The sequence below is a fragment of the Pyxidicoccus caerfyrddinensis genome, from assembly GCF_010894405.1.
In the GTDB taxonomy this organism is placed as follows: Bacteria; Myxococcota; Myxococcia; order Myxococcales; family Myxococcaceae; genus Myxococcus; species Myxococcus caerfyrddinensis.
Window position 1 is genome coordinate 460,269 of record NZ_JAAIYA010000007.1, and the last position, 26,034, is coordinate 486,302.

Below are 26,034 nucleotides of genomic sequence, written 5' to 3' on the forward strand. Positions count from 1 at the left end.
GCACCAACGTGCCGGCCTACCCGGCCTTCTGCAGCGCATCCCCCGAGCGGGCCCGAGCCAGCAGGGCCCGCAACCGCGCGGCGAGGTGCTCCACGTGCGGCAGGGCCACGAGGCTGAAGTGGTCGCCCGGCACTTCGAACACCTCCACCCCACCCCGCGCGAGCCCGCGCCACCCGAGGTCCTCCTCCTGTCCCGGAGGGCCTTCCGCGGCGCGCAGCAACACCAGTGAGCCCTCGAGAGGCTGGGGCACGTACCCGCGAGATGCCCGCCGGTTCCGCGCGAACACCGTCCAGAGGGTCCGCAGCTCCGCGCACGCCTCCGCGTCCAGGGCGGAATCCGCGCCGGGCCGCTCCTCCAGCACCGCCGCCAATTCCGCCGCGTCCACGTGGTCCAGCACCTCCGCCGCCCTCGGGTGGAGGCTGGAGAGCCGGGTCAGGTGGCTGGCGAACTCCAGCACGACCTCCGCTTCCATCTCCTCGGCGGGGACTTCGTCGCGGCCTCGCGCGTCGATGACGACGAGCAGGCCCACGTCCTCTCCACGCTCCCGGAGCTGCCGCGCCATCTCGTACGCCAGCCGGCCGCCCATGGACCAGCCGCCGAGAAGGTACGGGCCTTCCGGCTGCACCGCGCGCACGGCCTCCAGGTAGCGCGCGGCCATCTGCTCCACCGTGTCGCCGGAGCCGCCCGTGGGGACCTGCAAGCCATAGAAGGGCTGGTCCGCGTCCATCCGCTTCGCCAGCTCCAGGTAGGCCAGCACGCCACCACCCACCGGGTGCACGCAGAAGAACGGCCTCGCGTCGCCGCCCTTCCTCAGCGTCACCAGCGGCGAGTCCGATGTGGTGCCCGCTTCGATTCGCGCGGCCAGCCCCTCCAGCGTCGGCGCCTCGAACAGGTCGATGACGGCGAGCTGCACGTCGAACAGCGAGCGGACGCGCGCCACCACCTGCGTGGCCAGCAGCGAGTGGCCACCCAGGTCGAAGAAGTCGTCGCGCACGCCCACGCGGGGCACGTTGAGCAGCTCCTTCCACAGCCCGGCCACCCGCTGCTCCGTCTCCGTGCGCGGCGCCATGTACTCCGCCTCCGAGCCCATCCGCGACGGCGCGGGGAGCGCCTTGCGGTCCACCTTTCCGTTGGACGTCAGGGGCAGCGCCTCCAGCACCACGAAGGCCGAGGGCACCATGTAGTCCGGCAGCCGCGTCCCCAGATGCTCGCGCAGCGCGGGCTCCTCCAGCGTCCGGCCCGCCCGGCCCACCGCGTACGCCACCAGGTGCTTGTCACCGGGCACATCCTCGCGAGCCACCACGACACACTCGCTGACGCCCGGATGCTGCGCGAGCGTGGCCTCCACCTCGCCCGGCTCCACGCGGTAGCCGCGAATCTTCAGCTGGTGGTCCACGCGGCCGAGGAACTCGATGCGCCCGTCCTCCAGCCAGCGCACCCTGTCTCCCGTACGGTACAGGCGCGCGCCGGCCTCACCGCTGAAGCCGTCCGGAAGGAAGCGCTCCGCTGTCCCGTCCGGCCGGCCCACGTAGCCACGGCCCACGCTCTGGCCGCCGACGAACAGCTCGCCCGGCACGCCCGGAGGCACCGGTTGCCCGTACCCGTCCAGCACGTACACGCGCACGTTGCCCAGCGGCCGGCCCAGCGGCACCGAGCGTGTCCCCGGCACGCGCTCGCCGCGCTCCACCTTCTGCGCGAGCACGCCCACTGTCGTCTCGGTGGGACCGTAGTGGTTGAACACCTCGCACTCTGGCGCCAGTGCGTGGACCCGCTCCACCAGCGACCACTCCGCCCGGTCTCCACCCAGCACCAGCCGGCGGCGTGGCAGCAAGTCACGCGCGCTCTCGTCCAGGAGCAGCGCCTCCAGGTGCGTGGGGACGATTTTCAGTCCCTCCACCCCGTGCTTCCGCCCGTAGGCCCACAGCCGAGCGGGGTCCGACGCCGCCGCGGTGCCCACCAGGTGCACCGTGCCTCCCGCGCACAGCGTGGGGAACAGCGCCGTGTGTCCCAGGTCCGCCGCCAGCGTGGACACCGAGGCGAAGCTCATGCCCTGGGGCAGCTCCAGCCGCCGGCTCACGCCCGCCACGTAGCAGGCGAGCTGTCCGTGCTCGATGCACACGCCCTTCGGCTGGCCGGTGCTCCCCGACGTGTAGATGACATACGCGGCATTGCCCGGCACCACGCCGCTGTCGGGCGCGTCCTCGGGCTGCGACTTCAGCAGCCCGTCTTCCGCGTCGAGGCTGACCAGGAACTCGCCCTGCGAGGGCAGCTCGCTGGCCAGTGCCTCCTCGGTGACGATGACCTGCACCCGCGCGTCCTTGAGGACGTGCCGCACGCGCTCGCTCATGTGCGCGTGCGCCGGGTCCAGCGCCACGTAGGCGCCGCCCGCCTTGAGGATGCCGAGCAGGCCCACCAGCGCATGCGCCCGGCGCTCCACGAACAGGCCCACCCGCGCCTCCGGCTCCACGCCCAGCGACTTCAGCCAGTGCGCGAGCTGGTTGGCCCGCCGCTCCAGCTCCGCGTAGGTGAGCCGCTCGTCGCCAGCCACCACGGCCACCGCGTCCGGCGTCCGTGCCGACTGCTCGGAGATGAGGTGGTGGATGCAGTGGCGCGCGTACGGCGCCGCGGTGTCGTTCCACTCCACCAGCACCCGCCGCCGCTCCGCGTCCGTCATCAGCGGCAGCGCGGACAGCCGCTGCCGGCCCTCTTCGGCCACCACGGCCTCCAGCACCCGCTGGAAGTGCAGCGACAGGCGCTCCATCGTGGAGGCCTCGAAGAGGTCCGTGCTGTACATCCACGAGCACACCAGCCCCTCGGGCATGGGGCTGACCAGCACCGTCAGGTCCAGCTTGGACGCGGCCGCTTCGGACTCTCCGACGTGCAGCTTCAGGCCGGGCAGCTCCGGCGGCTTCAGCGGCATGTTCTGCAGGACGAACTTCACCTGGAAGAGCGGCGCGTGCGCCAGGCTCCGCTCCGGGTTGAGCGCGCGCACCACCTCCTCGAAGGGCAGGTCCTGGTGCGCGTACGCGTCCAGCGACACGCGCTTCGCCTGCTCCAGCACGTCACGGAAGACGGGATTGCCCTCCAGCCGCAGGCGCAGCACGAGCTGGTTGATGAAGAAGCCGATGAGCCCCTCCGTCTCCCCGTGGTTGCGGTTGGCCACGTCCGTGCCGACCACCACGTCCGTCTGACCGCTGTAGCGGTGCAGCAGCGACTGGAAGCCCGCCATCAACACCATGAAGAGCGTGGCCCCTTCGCGCCGGGCCAGCGCCTCCAGCTTCTCCGCCAGCGCGGGGCTCAGCGTCGCGACATGCCGCGCGCCCCGGTACGTGCGCGCCGCGGGACGGGGTCTGTCGGCGGGCAGCTCCAGGACGGCGGGTGCGCCCTCCAGTTGCTGGCGCCAGTACGCGAGCTGCGCCTCCAGCACATCACCCTTCAGCCACTCCCGCTGCCAGGCGGCGTAGTCCGCGTACTGCACCGTGAGCTTCGGGAGCGGCGCGGGCCGGCCCTCGCGGTGCGCGGCGTAGAGCGTCACCACCTCGCGCACCAGCACGCCCATGGACCAGCCGTCCGAGGCGATGTGGTGCATGGTCAGCAGCAGGAGGTACTCCTCCTCCTGGAGCCGCAGCAGCGTCGCGCGCAGCAACGGCCCCCGGGCCAGGTCGAACGGGCGCAGCGCTTCCTCCGCCTCCAGCCGGCGCGTCTCCTGCTCGCGGGCCTCCACCGGGAGGATGCTCAGGTCCGCGCCCGCCAGCAGCAGCTCGACGTCGGAGACCACCGTCTGCGCGGGCCCCTCGGGTGTGTCGACGAAGATGGTCCGCAGGGCCTCGTGCCGCCGCACCACCTCCTGGAAGGCATGCTCCAGCGCCGGCACATCCAGCGCGCCCTCGATGCGCAGCGAGATGGGGATGTTGTACGTGGGGCTGCCGGGCTCGAGCTGGTCCAGGAACCACAGCCGCTGCTGCGCGAAGGACAGCGGCATGCGCTCCTGACGAGGCATGGGCCGGGGGTGCGCCGCCTGGAGCCGTGCGTCGTGCTGCGTGAGGGCCGCCACGCGCGCCGCCTGCTCCGCGAGGGTGCGCGCCTCGAAGACCGCCTGCAGCGGCAGGTCCACGGAGAAGGCAGCCCGGATGCGGGACAGCAACTGCGTGGCCAGCAGCGAGTGGCCGCCCAGCTCGAAGAAGTCGTCGTGAATGCCGACGCGCGGCGTGTGCAGCACCTCCATCCAGAGGGAGGCGAGCTGCGCCTCCACGGGCGTGCGCGGCGCGACGAAGCGCGCTTCATCGGAGACGGGGGCTTCCGGCGCGGGCAGGGCCTTGCGGTCCACCTTGCCGTTGGCGTTGAGGGGCAGCGCCTCCAGTCGCACCATCGCGGAGGGCACCATGAAGTCGGGCAGCTTCCGCCCGAGGAAGGTGCGCAGCGCACGGAAGTCCTCCGCCGCCGGACCCACGACGTACGCCACGAGGCGCTTGTCGCCAGGCACGTCCTCGCGCGCCAGGACGACGGCGTCCTCCACGCCGGGCGCCTGGCGCAGTGTGGCCTCCACCTCGCCCGGTTCGATGCGGAAGCCCCGCACCTTCACCTGGAAGTCGAAGCGGCCCAGGAACTCCAGCGTGCCGTCCGAGCGCCAGCGGGCCTTGTCGCCGGTGCGGTAGAGCCGCTCGCCGGGGATGGTGCTGAAGGGGTGCGGGATGAACGCCGAGGCCGTGAGGTCCGGGCGGTGGAGGTAGCCCCACGCCAGGCCGTCACCGCCGACATACAGCTCACCCGGGACGCCCACCGGCACGGGGCGCAGCGAGGCATCCAGGACGTAGGCCGTCGAGTTCCCGATGGGCCGTCCGATGGGCACCGAGACACCCACCGTGTCCCCGCGCCGCAGCGTGTGCGTGGTGGAGAAGGTGGTGTTCTCCGTGGGGCCGTAGCCGTTGACCAGCACCGCGCCCTCGCCCTCCGGCAGGCGCGCGAGGTGCTCGCGCACCGTCTGTGCCGGCAGCACGTCGCCACCGGCGAGGACCTGGGACACACGGGCCAGGGCCTCGCCCTGGTGCCGCGCCATCTGCTCGAACAGGGCCGCCGTCAGCCACAGCGTGTTGACGCGGTGCCGGGTGAGCAGTGCACCCAGTTCCTCCAGCGACAGCTCGCCGGGCGGTGCCAGCACCAGCCGTGCGCCGTGCAGCAGCGCGCCCCAGACCTCCAGCGTGGACGCGTCGAAGGCGACGGGCGCGAGCTGGAGGAAGACCTGCTCGCTACCGAAGTGGATGAACGGGTCGGACTTCACCAGTCGCACCACGCCCCGGTGGGGAATGCAGACGCCCTTGGGCTGGCCCGTGCTGCCCGAGGTGAACATGACGTAGGCCAGCGCCTCGCCACCGAAGTCGAGCGCGAGGTCCGTGTCCGGCCAGGTGGAGATGAGCGCGGCCTCCGCGTCCACCAGCACGAGCAGGCTGGAGACGGTGGGCAACGCATCCGCCAGCGCCTCGCGCGTGACGAGGACGCCGGCATCCGACTCCTGGAGCAGGAGCGCCGAGCGCTCCGCGGGCAGGCCCGGGTCGATGGGCACGTAGGCCGCGCCCGCCTTGAGGATGCCGAGCAGCGCCACCATCAGGTCGACGGAGCGCTCCAGGCAGACACCCACGCGCGCGCCGCGCCGCACGCCGCGAGAGCGCAGGTGCCAGGAGAGCTGATTGGCCCGACGCTCCAGCTCCGCGTAGGTGAGCTGGACGTCTCCCGAGACGAGCGCCACCGCGTCCGGTGTCCTGCCGGCCTGGGCGGAGAACAGCGCGTGGATGCTCGTCCCCACCGGGTGGGACGTCACGCGGGTGCTCCACCGTCCGAGGATGCGCTGCCGCTCCGCCTCGGTCATCAGCGAGAGCTGGGACAGGCGCTGGTCGGGCCGGGAGACGGCCTCCTCCAGGAGCACGCCCAGGTGCTCCACCATCCGCGAGACAGTGGCCGCGTCATACAAGTCGGTCCGGTACTCCAGCATTCCGCGCAGCCCGGCCGGCGTCTCGTTGAAGACGAGGGAGAGGTCGAACCGCGAGGAGCCGTTGCCCGTCTCCAGCTTCTCCATGCGCATCCCGGGCAGCTCCAGCTTCGCCTCGGGCATGCTGAGCATCGCCAGCACCACCTGGAAGTACGGCGTGCGGCCCGGTTGTCTCGGAGGCTGGAGCGCTTCCACCAGCTTCTCGAAAGGCAGGTCCTGGTGCGCATACGCGCCCAGTGTCACATCCCGCACGCGACCGAGCAGCTCGCGGAACGTCGGGTCTCCCTCCAGCCGCGTGCGCAGGACCAGCGTGTTGACGAAGAAGCCGATGAGCCCCTCCGTCTCCGCCTGCGTGCGGCCGGCGATGGGCGCGCCCACGCAGACGTCGTCCTGTCCCGAGTAGCGCGACAGCAGCACCTGAAGCCCCGCCAGCAGCCCCATGAAGAGCGTGGCGTCCTCGCGCTGGCAGAGCGTCGCCAGCGCCCGCGTCAGCCTCGGCGGCAGGTCGATGGGCAGCGAGGCCCCCGGGCTTGCCGTGTCCGCGGTGCGCGGCCGGTCCGTGGGCAGCTCCAGCGTGGGCGGTGCGCCTTCGAGGTGCTTCCGCCAGTAGCCGAGCTGCGTCTCCAGCACCTCGCCCTGGAGCCAATCGCGCTGCCACGTCGCGAAGTCCGCGTACTGGATGGGCAGCGGCGGCAGCGGCGAAGGCCGGCCGGCCACGAAAGAGTCATACAGCGCGGCCATCTCCCGGATGAGCACCGCCATGGACCAGCCATCCGTGACGATGTGGTGCATCGTCACCAGCAGCAGGTGCTTCTCTCCAGAGAGACGCAGCAGCCGCGTGCGCAGCAACGGGCCGCGAGCCAGGTCGAACGGCAGTCGCGCCTCCTCGCGCGCCCGCCTCAGTGCCTCCCCTTCCCGCTCCGCTTCCGGCAGGTGTCCCAAGTCTTCGAGGTCGAAGTGACGGGACGAGGCGGGAGCGATGACCTGGACCGCCCTCCCCTCGTGGGTGCGGAACGTGGTGCGCAGGGCCTGATGCCGGCGGACCAGCTCGGTGAAGGCCCGCTCCAGGGCCGCCACGTCGAGCACGCCCTCCAGGCGCAGCGCGGACGGCATGTTGTAGAGCGGCGTGCCCGGCTGCAGCTGGTCCAGGAACCACAGCCGCTGCTGCGCGAAGGACAGCTCCGCTTCCACGGTGCGCGGGACAATCACCGGGGCCGACATCCCCCGCGCCTCGGTGGAGACCTTGCCTTCGAGCCGGCGGGCCAGCGCCTCCACGGTGGGCGCCTCGAACAGCTCGCGCAGCGGCACCTCCAGCTTCAGCACGCCGCGCAGGCGCGAGACGACCTGCGTGGCCAGCAGCGAGTGGCCGCCCAGGGCGAAGAAGTTGTCGGTAACTCCGATGCGCGGGACGCCCAGCACGCTGGCGAAGACGTCCGCCAGCGACTGCTCCAGCGCGCTTCGCGGCGCGATGAAGGGGGCCTCGCCACGCAGGCTGTCGGCGTCCGGCGCGGGCAACTGGCGACGGGCGAGCTTGCCGCTCGGCGTCAGCGGCAACACGTCCAGCCGCACCAGCGCGGAGGGCACCATGTACTCGGGCAACCGGCTCCGCAGCGCTTCGCGCAGGGACTCGGGCGCCCAGGGGGCGTCGGGCGGGAGCACCACGTAGCCCACCAGCCGCTTGTCACCGGGCACGTCCTCGCGCACCACGGCGGCGGCGTCGCGCACTCCGGGCGCATCTCGCAGGGCCGCTTCCACCTCGCCCAGCTCGATGCGGAAGCCGCGCACCTTCACCTGTCCGTCCAGGCGGCCGAGGAACTCGAGGACGCCGTCCGCCTTCCACCGCACCCGGTCTCCGGTGCGGTAGAGGCGCGCTCCCGGATTGGAGGAGTACGGGTCCGGCACGAAGCGCTCGGCGGTCAGCTCGGGGCGTCCGGGGTAGCCATGCGCCAGCTGCTCACCGCCGATGAACAGCTCTCCCTGCACGCCGACGGCGCAGGGCTGGTCCTTCGCATCCAGCACGTAGAGCCGCGCGGCCGGCAGCGGCGCGCCAATGGGAGGCAGGCGCGGCCAGGAGGCTGGCGCCCCCTGCAACCGGTGCGCGCTCACCGCGTGTGTCTCGGACGGGCCGTACTGGTTCTCCAGCTCGCATCCGGGCAGCCGCTCGAAGAGGGACACCAGCGCGGGCGTCACCTGGAGCTGCTCGCCCGCCGTCAGCACTTCGCGCAGCTGTCGCGGCAGTGGCGCGCCCTGGGCCACCGCGTCCGCCAGGGCCTGGAGCGCGACGAACGGAAGGAACAGTCGTTCCACGCCCCGCCGCTCCATGAGCCCCAGCAGCGCGGGCATGTCCCGCCGCACCTCGGCCGTCGGCACCACCAGCGTGCCGCCGGCGCACCACGTGGAGAACAGCTCCTGGAAGGAGACGTCGAAGCTGAGCGCGGCGAACTGCAACGTGGTGGCGTCGGGCTTCACCGACTGCCCGAGCTGCCACGTCAGCAGATGGAACAGCGCGCGGTGGGGCATCGCCACACCCTTCGGCCGCCCCGTGCTTCCGGAGGTGTAGACGACGTAGCAGGCGGACTCGGGCGACACGTCGAGCGCCGGAGCCTCGGAAGGCTGGCGGGCAATGGCCGCCGCCTCCGTGTCCAGCAGCAGGCGAGCACCCGCCGGGAGCACGGGAGCCAGGCGCTCCTGCGTGACGACCACCGGCACGGCCGAGTCCTCCAGCATGAAGGCCAGCCGCTCCACGGGATAGGCCGGGTCCAACGGCAGGTAGGCGGCCCCCGTCTTCAGGATGCCCAGCACGCCCACCGCCAGCTCCAGCGAACGCTCCACGCACAGCCCTACCCTGTCTCCAGGGCGCACGCCCCGCGCGAGCAGGTGGTGCGCGAGCTGATTCGCCCGGCGCTCCAGCTCCGCGTAGGACAGCTGCTCCTCCTCGAAGACCACGGCTGTTGCATCTGGAGCCCGTGCCACCTGGGCCTCGACGAGCCCATGCACACAGGCCGCGCGAGCGGTGTCCGCTGCCGTGTCATTCCACTCCACCAGCACCTTGCGGCGTTCCGCCTCGGTGAGGAGCGACAGCTCGGACAGGCGGCGCTCGGGATGAGCCACCGCGTCCTGCAGCAGCGTGCGCAGGTGCTCCATCATCCGCGCGGCAGTGCGGTCCTCGTACAGGTCGGTGCGGTACTCCAGCGCGCCGCGCAGGCCCTCGGGCGTCTCGCTCACCGTGAAGGTGAAGTCGAACTTCGCGGTGCCGCTGTCCAGCTCCATCAGCTTCAGGGTGAGCCCGGGGACGGTGAGCTCCGTCGTGGGCGTGTTGAGCATCACCAGCGCCACCTGGAAGAAGGGCGTGCGCTCGGGCTGCCTCGGGGGCTGGAGCGCCTCCACCAGCTTCTCGAAGGGCACGTCCTGGTGCTCGTACGCTCCCAGCGTCACGTCCCGCACGCGGCCGAGCAGCTCGCGGAACGTCGGGTCCTTGTCGAGCCGCGTGCGCATCACCAGCGTGTTGACGAAGAAGCCGATGAGCCCCTCCGTCTCCCCCTGCGTGCGGCCGGCGATGGGCGCGCCCACGCAGACATCGTCCTGCCCCGAGTAGCGCGACAGCAGCGCCTGGAGTCCGGCCAGCAGGCCCATGAACAGCGTGGCGCCCTCGGCCTTGGAGAGCGCCGTCAGCGCCTGCGTGAGCTCCCGCGACAACTCCACCCGGAGCCACGTGCCCGGGTTGTTCGTCTCCGCGGTGCGATGCCAATCCGTGGGCAGCTCCAGCGCGGGCGGGGCCCCGTCGAGCTGCTTCCGCCAGTAGTCGACCTGCGAGCCCAGCACCTCGCCCTGGAGCCACTCGCGCTGCCACACCGTGTAGTCGGCGTACTGGATGGGCAGCGGAGGCAGCGGCGAGGGCCTGCGAGCCAGGGCCGCCTCGTACAGCGCCACCATGTCGTGCGTCAGCACGGCGATGGACCAACCATCCGAGATGATGTGGTGCATCGTCACCAGCAGCAGGTGGTGCTGCTCGGCCAGACGCAACAGCCGCGTGCGCAGCAGCGGCCCCACGGTGAGGTCGAAGGGACGGCGCGCCTCCTCGCGCGCCTGCGTCATCGCCTCCTCTTCCCGCTCCGACGCCGGCAGCCAGGACAGGTCCTCCACCTCCAGCGTCCAGTCCGGCGCGGAAGAGATGACCTGGACGGGGCGGTTGTCCCCGGCGTCGAAGGTGGTGCGCAACACCTCGTGCCGGCGGACCAATTCGGTGAAGGCCTGCTCAAGGGCCTTCACGTCGAGCACACCCTCCAGTCGCAGTGCGGCCGGCATGTTGTAGAGCGCACTGTCGGGCTGGAACTGGTCCAGGAACCACAGTCGCTGCTGGGCGAAGGACAGCTCCACGTCGCCGGTGTCCTTGCGAGGGACAATCCTCGGAGCGGACGCCTTGCGAGGCCCCGCCGGAATCCGCGCTTCGAGCCGCCGTGCCAACGACTCCACCGTGGGCGCCTCGAACATCTCCCGCAGCGCCACCTCCACGCCCAGCGCGGTGCGCACCCGCGCAACCACCTGTGTGGCCAGCAGCGAGTGCCCGCCCAGGGCGAAGAAGTTATCCGTGACGCCAACGTGCGAGAGGTTCAGCACGCTGGCGAAGGCCTCCGCCAGCGCCTGCTCCAGCGGGTTGCGCGGCGTGACGAGGGGCGCCTCGCCGCGCAGGCTCTCCACGTCCGGCGCTGGTAGCAGGCTCCGCACGAGCTTGCCGGTGGGCATCAGCGGCAGCGCGTCCAGCCGCACCAGCGCGGACGGAAGCATGTACTCGGGCATCCGGCGCGCGAGCGTCTGGCGCAGCGCCTCCGGCTCCCACGCGGTATCCGGCTGGAGCACCACGTAGGCCACCAGTCGCTTGTCGCCCGGCGTGTCCTCGCGGACCATCGCCGCGGCCTCGCGCACGCCCGGGGCGTCGCGCAGCGCGGCCTCCACCTCGCCCAATTCGATGCGGAAGCCCCGCACCTTCACCTGTCCGTCCAGCCGGCCGAAGTACTCGAGGACGCCGTCCGCCTTCCAGCGGGCACGGTCCCCCGTGCGGTAGAGCCGCGCGCCCGGCACGCCGGAGAGCGCGTCCGGGACGAACTTCTCCGCCGTCAGCTCCGGCCGGTCGTGGTAGCCGAGCGCCACCTGAACGCCGCCCACGTACACCTCGCCGGGCACGCCGATGGCGCAGGGACGGCCGTGCACGTCCAGCACGTACAACCGCGTGCCGGGCACCGCGCTGCCCACGGGCGGCAAGAGCGGCCACGTGGACGGCGCACCGCTCAGCCGGTACGCGCTCACCACGTGCGCTTCCGAAGGGCCGTACTGGTTCTCCAGCACGCACTCCGGCAGTCGTTCGAAGAAGGACACCAGCGCGGGCGTCACCTGGAGCTGCTCGCCCGCCGTCACCACCTCGCACAGGCGCGGAGGGAATTGTTTCGCGTGGGCCACCGCCTCCACCAACGCCCGGAGCGCGATGAACGGAAGGAACAGTCGTTCCACGTCATGGCGCACCATGAAGTCGAGCAGCGCCGGCATGTCCTGGCGCACCTGCTGCGTGGGCACCGCCAGCGTGCCGCCGACGGACCAGGTGGCGAACATCTCCTGGTAGGACACGTCGAAGTTGAGCGAGGCGAACTGCAGCGTCGTGGCCTTCGCACGCACGGAGCGCGCGCGCTGCCATGCCACCACCGTGGACAGCGTGCGGTGCGGCACCGCGATGCCCTTGGGCCGGCCCGTGCTGCCGGACGTGTAGATGATGTAGCAGAGGGCATCCGGCGACAGCGGCCAGTACGGGGCGTCGTCCGGCTGGCGGGCGAAGGCCTCCGCCTCCGTGTCCACGCAGACCACGCGCGCCTTCATGCCCTGCGGCAGCGACGGGAGCAGGTGCGACTGCGTGAGCACCAGCGGCGCGCTGGAGTCCTCCAACATGAAGGCCAGGCGCTCGGTGGGGTACTGCGGGTCCACGGGGACGAAGGCCGCGCCCATCTTCAGGACGGCCAGCACGGACACCAACATCTCCGACGAGCGCTCCAGGCACAGCGCGACGCGGTCCCCGGTGTGCACGCCCAGGGAGCGCAGATGCCAGGAGAGCTGGTTGGCGCGGCGCTCCAGCTCCGCGTAGGTGAGCTGGCCACCGTCGAAGACCGCCGCCACCGCGTCGGGCGTCCGCGCGGCCTGGGCATCGAAGGACTCGTGGACGCAGGGCTCGTCGTTGGAGTCTTCCGCCGCGGCGTTCCACTCCAACAGCACCCGGCGCCGCTCGGCCTCCGGCATCAGCGCCAGCTCGGACAGGCGCCGCTCCGGGTGGGCCACTGCGTCCTCCAGCAGCGTGCGCAGGTGCTCCATCATCCGCGCGGCCGTCGAGGCCTCGAACAAGTCGCTGCGGTACTCCAGCACGGTGCTCAGGCCCCGGGGCGTCTCGGTGCACACCAGGGTGAAATCGAACTTGGACGTGCCGCTGTCCACGTCCACCGGGCGGAAGGTGAGGCCGCGCGCGGCCAGCTCCGTCGAGGGCGTGTTGAGCAGCACCAGCGTCACCTGGAAGAAGGGCGTGTGCCCTGCCTGCCTCGGCGGCTGGAGCACCTCCACCAACTTCTCGAAGGGCACGTCCTGGTGCGCGTACGCGCCCAGCGTCACCTCGCGCACGCGTCGCAGCACGTCCAGGAAGCTCGGGTCTCCGTCCAGCTGCGTGCGCAGGACGAGGGTATTCACGAAGAAGCCGATGAGCGCTTCCGTCTGCGGCTGCGTGCGTCCGGCGATGGGCGAGCCCACGCACAGGTCTTCCTGCCCGGTGTAGCGGAACAGCAGCCCCTGGAGCCCTGCCAGCAGCCCCATGAACAGCGTGCTCTTCTCCCGCCGACCCAGCGCGCGCAGGCCCTGCATCAGCTCCAGCGGCAGCTGCACGCGGTGCGATGCACCGGGGCTGCTCGTGTCCGTGGTGCGGGGTCGGTCGGTGAACAGCTCCAGCGCGGGCGGCGCGCCTTCGAGCCGGCCCTTCCACCAGGAGAGCTGTTCCTCCAGCACCGGGCCCTTCAGCCAATCGCGCTGCCAAACTGCGTAGTCCGCGTACTGGATGGGCAACGCGGGCAGCGGCGACGGCCTGCCGGCCACGAAGGCCTCGTACAGCGCGACGACCTCGCGGATGAGCACGCCAATGGACCAGCCGTCCGAGACGATGTGGTGCATCGTCACCAGCAGCAGGTGCTCCGACTCCGACAGGCGCACCAGCCGTGCGCGGAGCAGCGGCCCCTTGGACAGGTCGAAGTGGCGGCTGGCCTCTTCACGCGCCAGCCTCAGGGCCTCCTGCTCGCGCGGCTCCGGCGGCAGGTGGTTCAGGTCCTCCAGCTCCAGCGTGGTCGCCACGCTGTCGGGAGCGAGCACCTGGATGGGCTCACCCTCCCGGGCCTGGAAGGTGGTGTGCAGCGCCTCGTGGCGGCGCATCAACTCGCCGAAGGCGCGCCCGAGCGCGTCCACGTCGAGCTTGCCCTCCAGCCGCATCGCGGAGGGGATGTTGTAGAGCGCGGTGCCCGGTTGGTACTGGTCCAGGAACCACAGCCGCTGCTGCGCGAAGGACAGCGGCAGCGCGCCGTCTCGCGGCACGCGGGGAATCAGCGCGTCCGCTCGCACGGGGGCGGCAGCGGGGCTGCTCGGTGCCGTCCGGGGGCGCGCGGTGGGGGTGAGGCTCCCCACGTTCCCATGCGCGGGGACGGGGGACGAACCGCTCCGGACCGACGCAGGCGTGCTCCGGCGGATGGTGGGCGTGAGGACCTCCACGGCCCCGTCCGCGCGGTAGCGAGCGGGCGTGCCCGTGCCGAACAACTGAACACCCGCGCTCTCGGGCGACACGCGCAGCCGTGCACGCGACACCTCCGGCGCCTTCCAGAAGCCCAGCGGCACGGCGTCTCCGCCGAGGAACAGCTCACCCACCACGCCCACCGGGACGCGGCGGCCGGCGCCGTCCAGGACGACGCGAGGCGCCTGCGTCGAACCCTCACGGGCTTCCGGGAACACGGACACAGGAGAGACCACGCGCGCCGACGTCGCGGCCTTCAGCGCGGCGGCGAGGTCCACGAGGAGCCGCTCCGCGTCCTCGAGCACCAGCGTGCGGACGGGCGCGAGCACCGTAGCCGCATCCGGCATCCCCGCGAGCGTCCAGGCCAGCGCGGCCGTGAGCCGCAGGTGGCTCGGAGTCTCGCTGCGAAGCGCCTCCTCCAGCGACGAAGCCGTGAGGCCATGGGCCGCGGTCCGCTCCAGTTCCTCCCGCGACGAAGCCGTGCGCACCTGCCCGCGCTGGCTCTCACGGCGCAGCACGTCCAGATGGCGCAGTCCCTCCATCGCGACCTCGTGGCCGAGCCCGAAGTCGACGAGGCAGGCCACCTCGTCCACGTCGCACTCGCGCAGCTGCTCCACACGCGCGGCGAGCGTCTCCGGCGTGCCGAAGAGTCCGCCCGCTTCCAGGTAGCGCGTGACGCCCTGCTCCAGCAGCACGTCCATGTCCGCGGGCGTGAGGCCGCGCACGTCGAAGCCCGGGCCCTGGCTCGCCACCAGGCTGTTGAACAGCTCCACCGAGCTGCGGAAGTAGCGGATGAGCGGCTCGCGCGCCTGCCGCTTCACCTCTTCCACGCTGTCAGCCACGAAGGTGTGCAGCATCAACACCACGTGGCCCCGGTCGTGTCCCGCCTTGCGACGGGCCTCGCGGTACAGCGCAATCTTGCGCGACAGCTCCTCGAAGTCCTGGCCAAGGCCGAGCACGTTGGTGAGCAGGCCCGCACCCAGCTCTCCGGCCAGCCGGAAGGTCTCCGGGTTGAAGGCGGCCGTGAGCCACATGGGCAGCTCGGGCTGCACGGGCCGGGGGCGGATGGAGATGTCCACCTCGGCGCCGTTGCCGTTGGTGCGGCGCACGGTGCCGCCCTTCCACAGCGCGCGCACTTCCTCTACTCCACGCCGCACAGCCTCGGGGCGCTGGTGGAAGTTCTCCGGCGCGAAGACGAAGTCGTTGACGTTCCAGCCCGTCGCGAAGGACACGCCCGCACGGCCGTTGGAGAGGTTGTCGACGACGGACCACTCCTCCGCCACGCGGATGGGGTCATGCAGTGGCAGCACCACGCTGCCGGCGCGGATGGCGATGCGCTCGGTCACCATGGCCAGCGCGGAGCTGGTGGCGACGGGGCTGGGGTACGGCCCGCCGAAGGCGTGGAAGTGCCGCTCGGGCGTCCACACCGCGCTGAAGCCATGGGTGTCCGCGAACTTCGCGCCCTCGATGAGGAGCTGGTAGCGACCCCGGCCGGACACCTCCGTGTCATTGGCGAAGTAGAAGAGGCTGAAGTCCAGCGGCCTCCGGGCGCTCTCCGCGCGCGGTGCCACGGTGAGCCCCGAGGACTTCGAGGAGAACACCACCGTGAGCCCTCGCGTGAGTGCCCACAGCAGCTCCAGGTCTTCCTCGGCCGCGCTGAGCCACGTCTCCCCCGCCTTCGCACCCACGCGCGAGTCCAGCGCGGCGAAGTGGTGCACGAGGTTGCGGTGGCTGAGCATCACCCGCGTGCGCTGTCCCGCCTCTCCTTGCGGCACCAGGCAGGCCAGCGTGTCCGCGTTCACGGAGGGAAGCGCGGAAGCCGGGCGTGGCTCACCGGAGAGGGCCAGCCGCAACACACGCGCCGCCTCCACGCCGGGAGGAACGGTCAGCGACTCGGAAGCAATCAGGAGCGAAGTGCCCAGCGCCGACAGCCCACTGAGGTCCTCCGTCGTGACGGGCGCGAAGGCGCCACCGGAGGCCAGCACGGCCCATAGGGCCACGGCCCGCTCGGGCGAGGACTCCAGGCACACGGCCACCGGGACACCGAGTCCCACGCTCCTGGCGCGCAGCTCCGTCGCCAATGCGTGCGCCCGCGCGCGCAGCTCGCGCCAGCTCAGGCTCCGAGCCCCCGCACGGAGTGCCACCGCGTCCGGCACCTCTTCCGCCCGCGCCGACAGCAGCGCCGGAGCGAAGCCACTGTCTGCCACAGCCGTGTAGGAGGACCGGCGGTCCTCGGCCGCGTCCTCAACGGAGCGCCGCGACGGCGACTCGCGCGACAAAGACCCTGCATCCGCCGCAGAGGACCGGCGCTCCTCGACCGTGCCCTCCAGCGAGAGCTGCGACAGCGGCCGGTCTGGCGAGGCCACCGCGTCCGACAGCAGCGCCTCCAACTGGGACAGCAGGCGCTCGATGGTGGAGACGTCGAACAGGTCGACGGCGTACTCCAGGGTGCCCGAGAAGCCGTGCTCGTCCTCGCGCATCAGCAGCGTGAGGTCCGCGAGCGAGGTGCCGTACTGCGCGGGCAACCCGGTGACGTCGAAGTAGCCCAGGCGCAGGCCGGGGAACTCCAGCATGGGCGCGGACACGTCCTGGGTGTGCAGCAGGAAGATGGCGTCGAAGAGGCGGGAGAGCCGGGACTCCTCGCCGGGCTCCAGCTCGCCCAGGAGCTGCTCGTAGGGCACGTCCGGGTTTGCGAAGGCGGACAGCGTGGTGTCGCGCACGCGCAGCCCCAGCTCGCAGAAGCCCGGGTCTCCCTCCAGGCTCGTGCGCAGTGCGAGCGCGTGGGCCACGTAGCCAATCTGCGGCTCCAACTCGGGCCGCGTGCGGTTGCCGATGGAGGTGCCGACGAGGATGTCCTCCTGCCCCGAGCAGCGGGCCAGCAGGGCCTTGAAGCCCGCCAGCAGCGTCATGTACGGCGTGAGCCCCTCACGCTGGCTGAACGCCTTCAGCGCCGCGCCCAGCTTCCGCGAGAAGGCGAACGAGTGCCGAGCACCGCGCCGCCGCGCACCCTCGACGCGAGGCCGGTCCAGCGGCAGCGGGAGCGGACCGGGACGCTGTGCGAGCCGCTGGCGCCAGTACGCTTGCTGCGTCGCCAGCGAGCCATCCGCGAGCGCCCGGCGCTGCCACACCGCGAAGTCGAGGTACTGCACGGACAGCTCCGGCAACGGCACGGAGACGCCGAGCGTGAAGCCCGTGTAGAGCGCCACCGCCTCGCGGATGAAGTTCACCAGCGAGAGGGTGTCCGCAACGATGTGGTGGATGGTGACGAGCAGGACGTACTCGGTCTCCGCCAGCCACAGCAGGCGCACCCGTGCCAGCGGGCCCCGGTCGAGCGAGAAGGGCTCGGCGGGCTCCAGCCGCGCGCGGCGCATCGCCTCGGCCTCGCGGTCTCCCTCGAAGTCGCGCAGGTCCACCACGGGGAGCGGGATGCGCACCTCCGACAGGATGCGCGGCGCGGCCCTGTCACCGGCCTGCTGGAAGACGGTGCGCAGCGACTCGTGCCGGCGGATGACGCCGTTGAAGGCGCGCTCCAGCTCCGCGACCTGGAGGGCGCCGGAGATGCGCACCGCCAGCGGCTCATTGAAGATGGAGCTGCCCGGCGCCTGGAGCTCCAGCTCCCAGACGCGCGCCTGAACGTAGGACAGGGGCAGCTCGCCCGTGCGCGGGACGGGCTGCATCGCCGTCACGGCGGCGCTGCTCCCGGGCCGCTCGGCCTGGAGCCGCAGCTCGATGCGCTCGGCGAGGCTGGCCACCGTGGGCGCCTCGAACAAGTCGCTGAGCGGAATCTGGACGCGGAACGCCTCGCGCAGCCGCGTGAGGAGCTGCGCCGCCATCAGCGAGTTGCCGCCCAGCTCCAGGAAGTTGTCGTCCAGTCCGATGTCCGCGACGCCCAGCCGGTCGCGCCACAGCTCCACCAGTCGCTGCTCGATGTCGCTCCGGGGCTCCACGTCCACCGGCGCCGCGACGGGGCGCTCCACCTCCTCGGCGGGAGCGACGGGCGCGGGAAGCTCCGAGGGCAGCAAGGGCCGCGCCGCCACGGGGAAGCTCCGCTCCTCGAAGGGGTAGCCCGGCAGCGAGATGCGGCGGCGCTGCTCGTGGGCGTAGAAGCCCTCCCAGTCGACGGCCGCGCCGGCACGCCACAGCGCGCCCAGCGACTCGAACAACGTCCTCCCGTCCGAGGTGGTGGACCCGCTCTTCGGGAGCGAGGCGACCACCAGTGCATGACGCTCGGTGCGCAGCCGGATGCGCGCCAGCGAGCTGAGGTGCTGGTCCGGGCCGGCCTCGATGAACCAGCCGCAGCCCCACTTCATCAGCGAGTCCATGCCCGCGGTGAAGCGGACGGGCTCGCGCATCTGCCGGGCCCAGTAGCGCGGCGACATCGCCTCGTCGGCGTGAATCCACGTCCCCGTGAGGCTGGAGACGTACGGGATGGACGGGGCCCGCAGCGTGAGGCCGGATACCGCCCGCTCCAGCTCGGGCATCAGCGGCTCCACCGCGCGCGAGTGGAAGGCATGGGCCGCGGAGAGCCGCAGCATGGCCACGCTGCGGCCGGCGAGCTCACGCTCCAGGTCCTCCAGCGGCGCCAACGGACCGGAGACCACGCAGCGGAACGGGCCATTGAAGGCGGCCACTTCCAGCTCGGGGGGAAGCTGCGGAATCAGCTCCTCCGAGGACAGCCCCACCGCGAGCATGCCGCCGGGCGGCAGCCGCGACATCAGCTCACCGCGAACCACGGCGAGCCGCAGCGCGTCCTCCAGGGACAACACCCCGGACAGACACGCCGCCGTGTACTCACCGAAGCTGTGCCCCAGCATCGCGGAGGGCCTGAAGCCGAAGACCATCCACATCCGCGCCAGCGCGTACTCCACCGACAGCAGCGCGGGCAGCGCGAAGCGGGGCTCGACGAGCTTCGCCTCCGCGAGCGCCTCCGCGCCCGGCGCGGGGAAGAGCACCAGCCGCAAATCTTCTTTCAGTCCCGCGCCCGGTAGGAGCGCGAGGCAGGCGTCCAGCTCCTGCTGGAAGGCGGGCTCGGACGTGTAGAGGCCCTGCGCCATGCGGACGGACTGCGCGCCCTGGCCGGGGAAGAGGAAGGCCACGCGCGCGGAGCGGGCCTCCTCCAGGTCCTTCACCTGGAAGACGGTGCCCGTCTTGCGCAGCGTCCGCGCCAGGCCGGCGGTGTCCCGGGCAATCACCGTGCGGCGGAACTCGAAGCCCTTGCGGCCCATGGCCCGGGTGAAGGCCAGGTCCGCGAGGTCCACCTCCGGGCGCGCCTCCACGTGGTCCGCGAGTTCGCGCGACATCGCCTCCAGCGCGGAGGCGGTGCGGGCGGACAGCGTGACAAGCTGACGCTCACGCGGGCTGTCCTTCCCCTTCGCGCGCAGTGGCGCCTCTTCCAGCACGAGGTGCGCATTGGTGCCGCCGATGCCGAAGGAGCTGACGCCCGCCCTGCGCGGCTCCGTGCCCCGCTGCCAGGGGCGCAGGGTGGTGTTCACGAAGAAGGGGCTCTTCTCGAAGTCGATCTCCGGGTTGGGCCGCTCGAAGTGGAGGCTCGGGGGCAGCTCGCCGTGGTGCAGCGCGAGCGCCGTCTTGATGAGGCCGGCGATGCCCGCCGCCGTGTCCAGGTGGCCGATGTTCGTCTTCACCGAACCGATGGCGCAGAAGCCCGTCCGGTCGGTGTGCGTGCGATAGGCGCGGGTCAGCGCGGCAATCTCTATCGGGTCCCCCAGCGGGGTGCCGGTGCCGTGCGCTTCCACGTAGCCGATGCTGGAGGCGTCCACGCCCGCGGCGGACAGCGCCCGGGCAATCACCTCGCGCTGCCCCTGCACGCTGGGCGCCGCGTAGCTGACCTTCGCGTCCGCGTCGTTGTTGAGCGCGGAGCCCTTGATGACCGCGTAGACGCGGTCCCCGTCGCGCAGCGCCTCGTCGAGCCGCTTGAGCACCACCACGCCCAGGCCGCTGCTCAGGACGGTGCCCCGGGCGCGCGCGTCGAAGGCGCGGCAGTGCCCGTCGGGAGAGAGAATCATCCCCTCCTGGTAGAGGTACCCGGTGCGCTGCGGCAGCGACGCCTTCACCGCGCCGGCCAGCGCCACGTCCGAGTCCCCCATGCGCAGGCTGCGGCAGGCCAGGTGCACGGCGACGAGGCCGGTGGAGCACGCGGTGTAGACGTTGAGGCTCTCACCGCCGAGCTTCAGCTTGTAGGCCGTCTTGGTGGCGGCATTCTCACCCAGCGTGGTGCCCAGCGCCTCGAACAGCGAGGCCGGGTCCTTCCGCGTCTGGCCGAGCAGCGACAGCATGTGCCCGCCCGACGAGCCCGCGCCGGCATACAGCGAGATGAGTCCCTCGGAGCGCTCCGGGTCATAGCCGGCGTCCTCCAGCGCATTCCACGCGCACTGGAGGAAGAGCCGCTGCTGCGGGTCCATCCACTGGGCCTCGCGCGGGGACACCTCGAAGAAGCGCGCATCGAAGCCGTCGGCGCCTTCGAGGATGCCGCCCGCGGGAACGAACTCCGGGTGGCTTCGCAGCGAGTCGGGGAACAGCGGTGACGACTCCAGCTCTTCAGGCGAGAAGCGGCGAATGGACTCCACGCCGCCGCGCAGGTTGCGCCAGAAGGCGTCCAGGTCCGCGGCCCCCGGGAAGCGGCCGGCCATGCCGATGATGGCGATGTCGCCGGAGCCCGCGTCCGTCAGGTCCTTGCGCTCGGGTGCCTTCGTGAGGACGGGCTCGGGGCGCTGCTCCCGCTCCAGGCGCGCGGCGAGCCCGTGCACGGTGGGGTGCTCGAAGAAGTGGGTGATGGGGATGTCCCGGCCCAGCGCCTCGCGCAGGTGCGTGCTGGCCTTCACCACCAGCAGCGAGCTGCCGCCCAGGTCATCGAAGAAGTGGTCGTGCAGCCCGACATGCTGCACCTGGAGCGCCCGCGCCCAGACCTCGGCGATGCGCTGCTCCAACTCCGAGTGGGGCTCGGCGGCGGCGGACTCGCGCGCCGGACGCACCGACTCGGGCGACGGCAGCGCCTGCCGGTCCACCTTGCCGCCCGGAGTGAGCGGCAGCGCGTCCAGCTTCACGTACGCGGAGGGCACCAGCACCTCCGGGAGCCGCTCCTTGAGGAAGCGCCTCAGTGCCGCGGGCTCCAGGGCCTCGGTGGTGACGACGTACGCCACCAGGCGCTCCTCGCGCGCCACCACGACGGACTGCTGCACGCCGGGGTACTGGGCCAGCGCGGCCTCTACCTCGCCGGGCTCCACCCGCACGCCGCGCACCTTCACCTGTGCATCACGCCGGCCGAGGAACTCCAGCCGTCCATCCGCCAGCGGGCGCACCAGGTCCCCGGTGCGGTAGAGCCTTGCTCCGGGCGTCGTGGAGAAAGGGTCCGGCACGAAGCGCTCGGCGGTGAGCGCGGGGCGGTGCAGGTAGCCCCGGGCCACTCCCGGGCCGCCCACGTACAGCTCGCCCAGCACGCCCGGAGGCACCGGCGCCATCCGCGCGTCCAGCACGTACACGCGGGCACCGGCAAGGGCGCGGCCGATGGAGGGCCGGAGCGGGTCCACGTCCAGGTCGATGGTGGCGCAGATGGAGACTTCGGTGGGGCCGTAGGCGTTGAGGAAGCGGCGGCCGGGCTTCCACCGTGCGGCCAGCGCGGGGGTGCACGCCTCTCCGACGGAGGCCACGACGGCCAGGCCGGGCAGCGCCTCCGGCTCCAGCGGGGCCAGCGACGTGGGCGTGGCTTGCAGCGTGGTGATGCCGCGCTCTGTGAGCACCTGCTGCAGCGGAGGCCCGGGCAACAGCGACTCGGGCGCGGCGAGGCACAGCTCCGCGCCGGAGAGCAGCGTGGCGAAGACCTCCGACACCGAGGCATCGAAGCCGATGGCCGCGATCTGCAACATGCGCTGACCGGCGCGCAGTCTCAGTGCGTCACGCATGGCGCAGGCGGTGTTGCTCAGCCCCTGGTGCGGAAGCAGCGTCCCCTTCGGCGTCCCCGTGGAGCCGGAGGTGAAGATGACGTAGGCGAGGTGCGCGGGCGTGACGTCCGGCGCGGGCGTCAATGCCGTCTCAGGCTGGCGCTCCAGCGCGGCGCGCTCCGAGTCCATCAGCACCAGCAGCTCGCCATGCGAGGGCAGCCGGTCGGCCAGCTCCTCGCGGGTGACGAGCACTGGCACGCGGGCCTCGCGCAGCATCAGCTCCAGCCGCGCGGGTGGATAACTTGTGTCCAGCGGCAGGAAGGCTCCGCCCGCCTTGAGCACTCCGAGCAGCGCCACCACCAGCTCCGGCGTGCGCTCCAGATGCACGCCCACCACCACGTCGGGGCCAACACCGGAGGCGCGCAGGTGCCACGCGAGCTGGTTGGCGCGGGCGTCCAGCTCCCGGTACGTCAGCGTGCGGTCTCCCGTCGAGACAGCGGAGGCGTCCGGCGTGCGGCGCACCTGTTCCTCGAAGAGGTGGTGCGCGCAGGCGTCAGGTATCGCAGGCGTGGTGTGGCTCCACTCCTCCAGCGCGCGGCGGCGCTCCGCCTCCGAGAGCAGCTGCAGCTCGGAGATGCGGCGCTCCGGCGCGGCGGCGGCCTCCGTGAGCAGGGCGCCCAGGTGTCCCAGCATGCGACCGACGGTGTCCGCGTCGAAGAGGTCGGTGGCGTACTCGCACAGCAGCTCCAGGCCGCTGGCGGTGTCGGTGACGGACAGCGTGAGGTCGAGCTTGGTGGCGCCCGTGTCCCCCAGCGCGCTGTCCAGTGACAGCCCTGGTAGCCGCAGCGGCGCGGGCGTGGCGTCCTGGAGCACCAGCTTCACCTGGAACACCGGCGCATGCGCGAGGCTGCGCTCGGGGTTGAGGCCGCGCACCAGCTCGTCGAAGGGCAGGTCCTGGTGCGCCCAGGCGTCCAGCGTCACGGGCCGCAGGCGCGCGAGCAGTTCGCGGAAGCTCGGGTCTCCGGAGAGGTCCCCACGCAGCGGGAGCTGGTTGACGAACAGTCCGATGAGGTCCGCGGTCTCCGCGCGGCTCCGGTGCGCGGTGTCCACGCCCACCACGAGGTCATCCTGGCCGGTGTAGCGGTGCAGCAGCACCTGGAAGCCGGCCAGAAGCGTGACAAACGGGGTGGTGCCCTCGCGCCAGGCCAGCGCCTTCACGCGCTCCCAGTCAGGCCCCTCCATCCGCCGCGACACGTGCGCGCCACGGTAGGACTGCGTCTTCGGACGGGGACGGTCCGTCGGAAGCTCCAGCACGGGGGGCGCGCCCGCCAGGTGCGTGCGCCACCAGCCGAGGAGGTCTTCGAGCCGCTCGCCGCGCAGCCACTCACGCTGCCACGCCGCATAGTCGGCGTACTGCAACGGAAGATCGGGCAGCGCGGGCGTGCGACCGGAGTTGAAGCCCTCGTAGAGCTCCGCCAGCTCGCGCACCAGGACGCGCATGGACCAGCCGTCCGCGATGATGTGGTGCAGCGTGAGCAGCAGCACGTGCCGCTCGTCGTCCTCGCGCAGCAGCACGGCCCGCAGCAGTGGCCCCTGGGCCAGGTCGAACGGACACCGGGCCTCTTCCGCGGAGAGCCGGAGCACCTCCGCCTCACGCAGCTTCCCAGACAGCGAGCGCAGGTCGACCAGCGCGAGCGGCAGGGACAGCGAGTCGCGAATGCGTTGAACGGGCTCGCCCTGCTCCTCGACGAACACGGTGCGAAGCGCTTCGTGCCGCTGCACCAGCGCCTGGAGGGCACGCTCCAGTGCCGGCGTGTCCAGCCGTCCCTCCAACCGCGAGACGACGGGCACGTTGTAGAAGGCGCTGGCCGGCTCCAGCCGGTCGAGGAACCAGAGCCGCTGCTGCGCGAAGGACAGCGGCAGGGCGCCGGTCCGTGACACGCGGGGAATGGGCGGAAGCATCCCCGCCGCCGAGCGCCGGGCGTCGAGCTCCCGCGCCAGCTCCGACGCGCTCGCGCCGCTCAGCAGCAACTCCACGGGCAGCGCCACGCCCAGGTCCTTCTCCAGGGCGTGCGCCAGCTCCACCGCGGCCAGTGAGTCCAGGCCGTAGCGGGTGAGCGGCGCCTCCGCATCCACCGTCTCCACGCGCACGCCCATGCGGGCCGCCACGCGCGCGAGGACCCGCGCCAGCAGCGCCTCCCGCGCGGCAGCAGGCGCCGGGTCCGAATGATTCGCGGGTGACACCTCGGCCGGCGCGGACACGGCACTCCCGGACGCCGCAGCCGTCGCGGCCTCCGGATGACTCGCAGGTGATGTCTCAACGGGAGCCGCTTCGGCGATCTCGACCGGGGCAGCAGTCGCCGAGCCCTCACGCGCCGAGACGGGCAGCTCGACCGAGACGTTCCGCACGGTGTCGGGCTCGTCGGAGGCCACCACGCGCTCCACCGGCACCTCGGGCGCGACCTCCTCCGAAGCCACGGCACGCGGAGCCGACTCACCGAGCGCCACGCTCCACGCGTACACCTCGCGCAGCTCCCCAGCGAGGAAGGCGGCCCGGCACGCGCGCCGCTGCACCTTGCCGCTGGACGTCTTGGGCAGGCTGCCGGGCTCGATGAGCGCCAGCGCGTGCGGCAGCACCTCGTGCGTCTCCGCCAGTCGCTGCCGGATGGAGCCCGCCACATCCTCCATCGACCCCGTCACCTTGCGCGCGTCCACCTCCTGCACCACCACCAGCCGCTCTTCACCGTCCACCTCGATGCTGAAGGTGGCTCCGCACCCGGGCCGCAGCGCCGGGTGGCTGCGCTCCACCGTCAGCTCCAGGTCGTGCGGATAGAGATTGCGCCCCCGGAGGATGAGCAACTCCTTGCGCCGTCCCGTGACGTACAGCTCGCCCTCGTCGAGGAAGCCCAGGTCTCCGGTGCGAAGGAAGGGCCCTTCGCCCTTGTTGGTCCGCGCCGCGAAGACGCTCTGCGACTCGAACGGCCGCTGCCAGTAGCCACCGGCCACACTGGGCCCACTTACCCAGATTTCGCCCACCTCCCCCTCCGCGCAGATGCGCTGCAGGTCGGGGTCCACCACGAGCAGGCGGTGCCCCGGCAGCGAGCCGCCGCAGCCGACCAGCGTCCGGGCCTCGCCCCTCGGCGGCTCCGCGCGTCCCTTCTCCAGCGCGGCGGTGTCCACCTCGCGCAGCCGGGGCGGCGCCTCCTTCGCGCCACCGGAGACGATGAGCGTGGCCTCGGCCAGTCCGTAGCAGGGATAGAAGGCCTCGCGCCGGAAGCCCCAGGGCCCGAAGGCGTCGGTGAAGCGCTCCAGCGTCTCGGCGCGGATGGGCTCCGCGCCGCAGAAGGCCACCTCCCAGCGGCTCAGGTCGAGCCCCTCGCGCTCGGCGGGGGGAATGCGGCGCACGCACAATTCGAAGGCGAAGTTGGGACCGCCGCTGATGGTGCCGCCAAACCGAGTCAGCGTCTCCAGCCAGAAGCGCGGCCGCTTGAGGAACTCCAGCGGCGACATCAGCGCGGTGTGGAAGCCTTGATACAGCGGCACCAGGATGCCGCCGATGAGCCCCATGTCATGGTAGGGCGGCAGCCAGATGACGCCCACGCTGTCATCCCGCGTGCCGAACGCGCCCCGAATCAGCTCCAGGTTGCTCAGCAGATTGGAGTGGCTCAGCACCACGCCCTTTGGTGAGCCGGTGGACCCCGACGTGTACTGGAGGAAGGCCAGCGAGTCCGCCGTCACCTCCGGCTTGCGCCACGCGGACTCGCTCCCCTCCTCCAGCGTGTCCGTGGCCACCCAGCGCAGCGACTTCAAGTCTGGCGCGCTCTCGAAGAGCACCTCCACCATGGAGGCGATGAAGGAGGTGGTGAGCACCACCGTGGCGCGCGAGTCGTCGATGATGGCGCGCAGTCGCGGCAGCGTGCGCTCCAGCCGCGCCGGGTCCGGCGGATAGGCGGGCACGGCCACCAGGCCGGAGAAGAGGCACCCGAAGAAGCCGGCGAGATACTCCGCGCCCGGCGGGTACAGCAACACCGCGCGCTCACCCGCGGGAGCCAGCGCCTGCAGGGCCGCGCCGATGCGCCGGGCCTGCGTGTACAGCGCGCCGCGCGTCAGCGTGGTGCCCTCCCCGGCTCCGTCCTCCAGGAATGTGTAGAGGGTGTGCTCGGCGCGCGAGAGGCTTCGCTCTTCAAGGAGATCGATGAGGGTTCGGGGCGCGTGCATGGTCGATGGCGTGGACAGGGAAAACCCGGAAGTTCCGCCCCTGTCAGAAGGTCAAGAATACGCCACAATGGGTCCGGCACCGCGAACCTGGCGGCCTGTCACCCGCCGTGAAGTCCGGGGGGGACGGCCCGCCCATCCTC

General features: G+C 72.0%; 1 protein-coding gene. It reads right to left on the bottom strand.

Annotation, left to right across the window (positions count from 1 at the left end; translation table 11 throughout):
• Positions 1 to 16 precede the first annotated feature (16 nt).
• Positions 17 to 25,894, bottom strand: coding sequence for a non-ribosomal peptide synthase/polyketide synthase (locus G4D86_RS19500; RefSeq protein WP_163995478.1), 25,878 nt, complete (start codon positions 25,892 to 25,894; stop codon positions 17 to 19).
• Positions 25,895 to 26,034 lie beyond the last annotated feature (140 nt).

What these genes read in the sequence shown, in the direction of transcription:
- G4D86_RS19500 (WP_163995478.1), bottom strand. Translation starts at nt 25,894, where the DNA reads ATGCACGCGCCCCGAACCCTCATCGATCTCCTTGAAGAGCGAAGCCTC.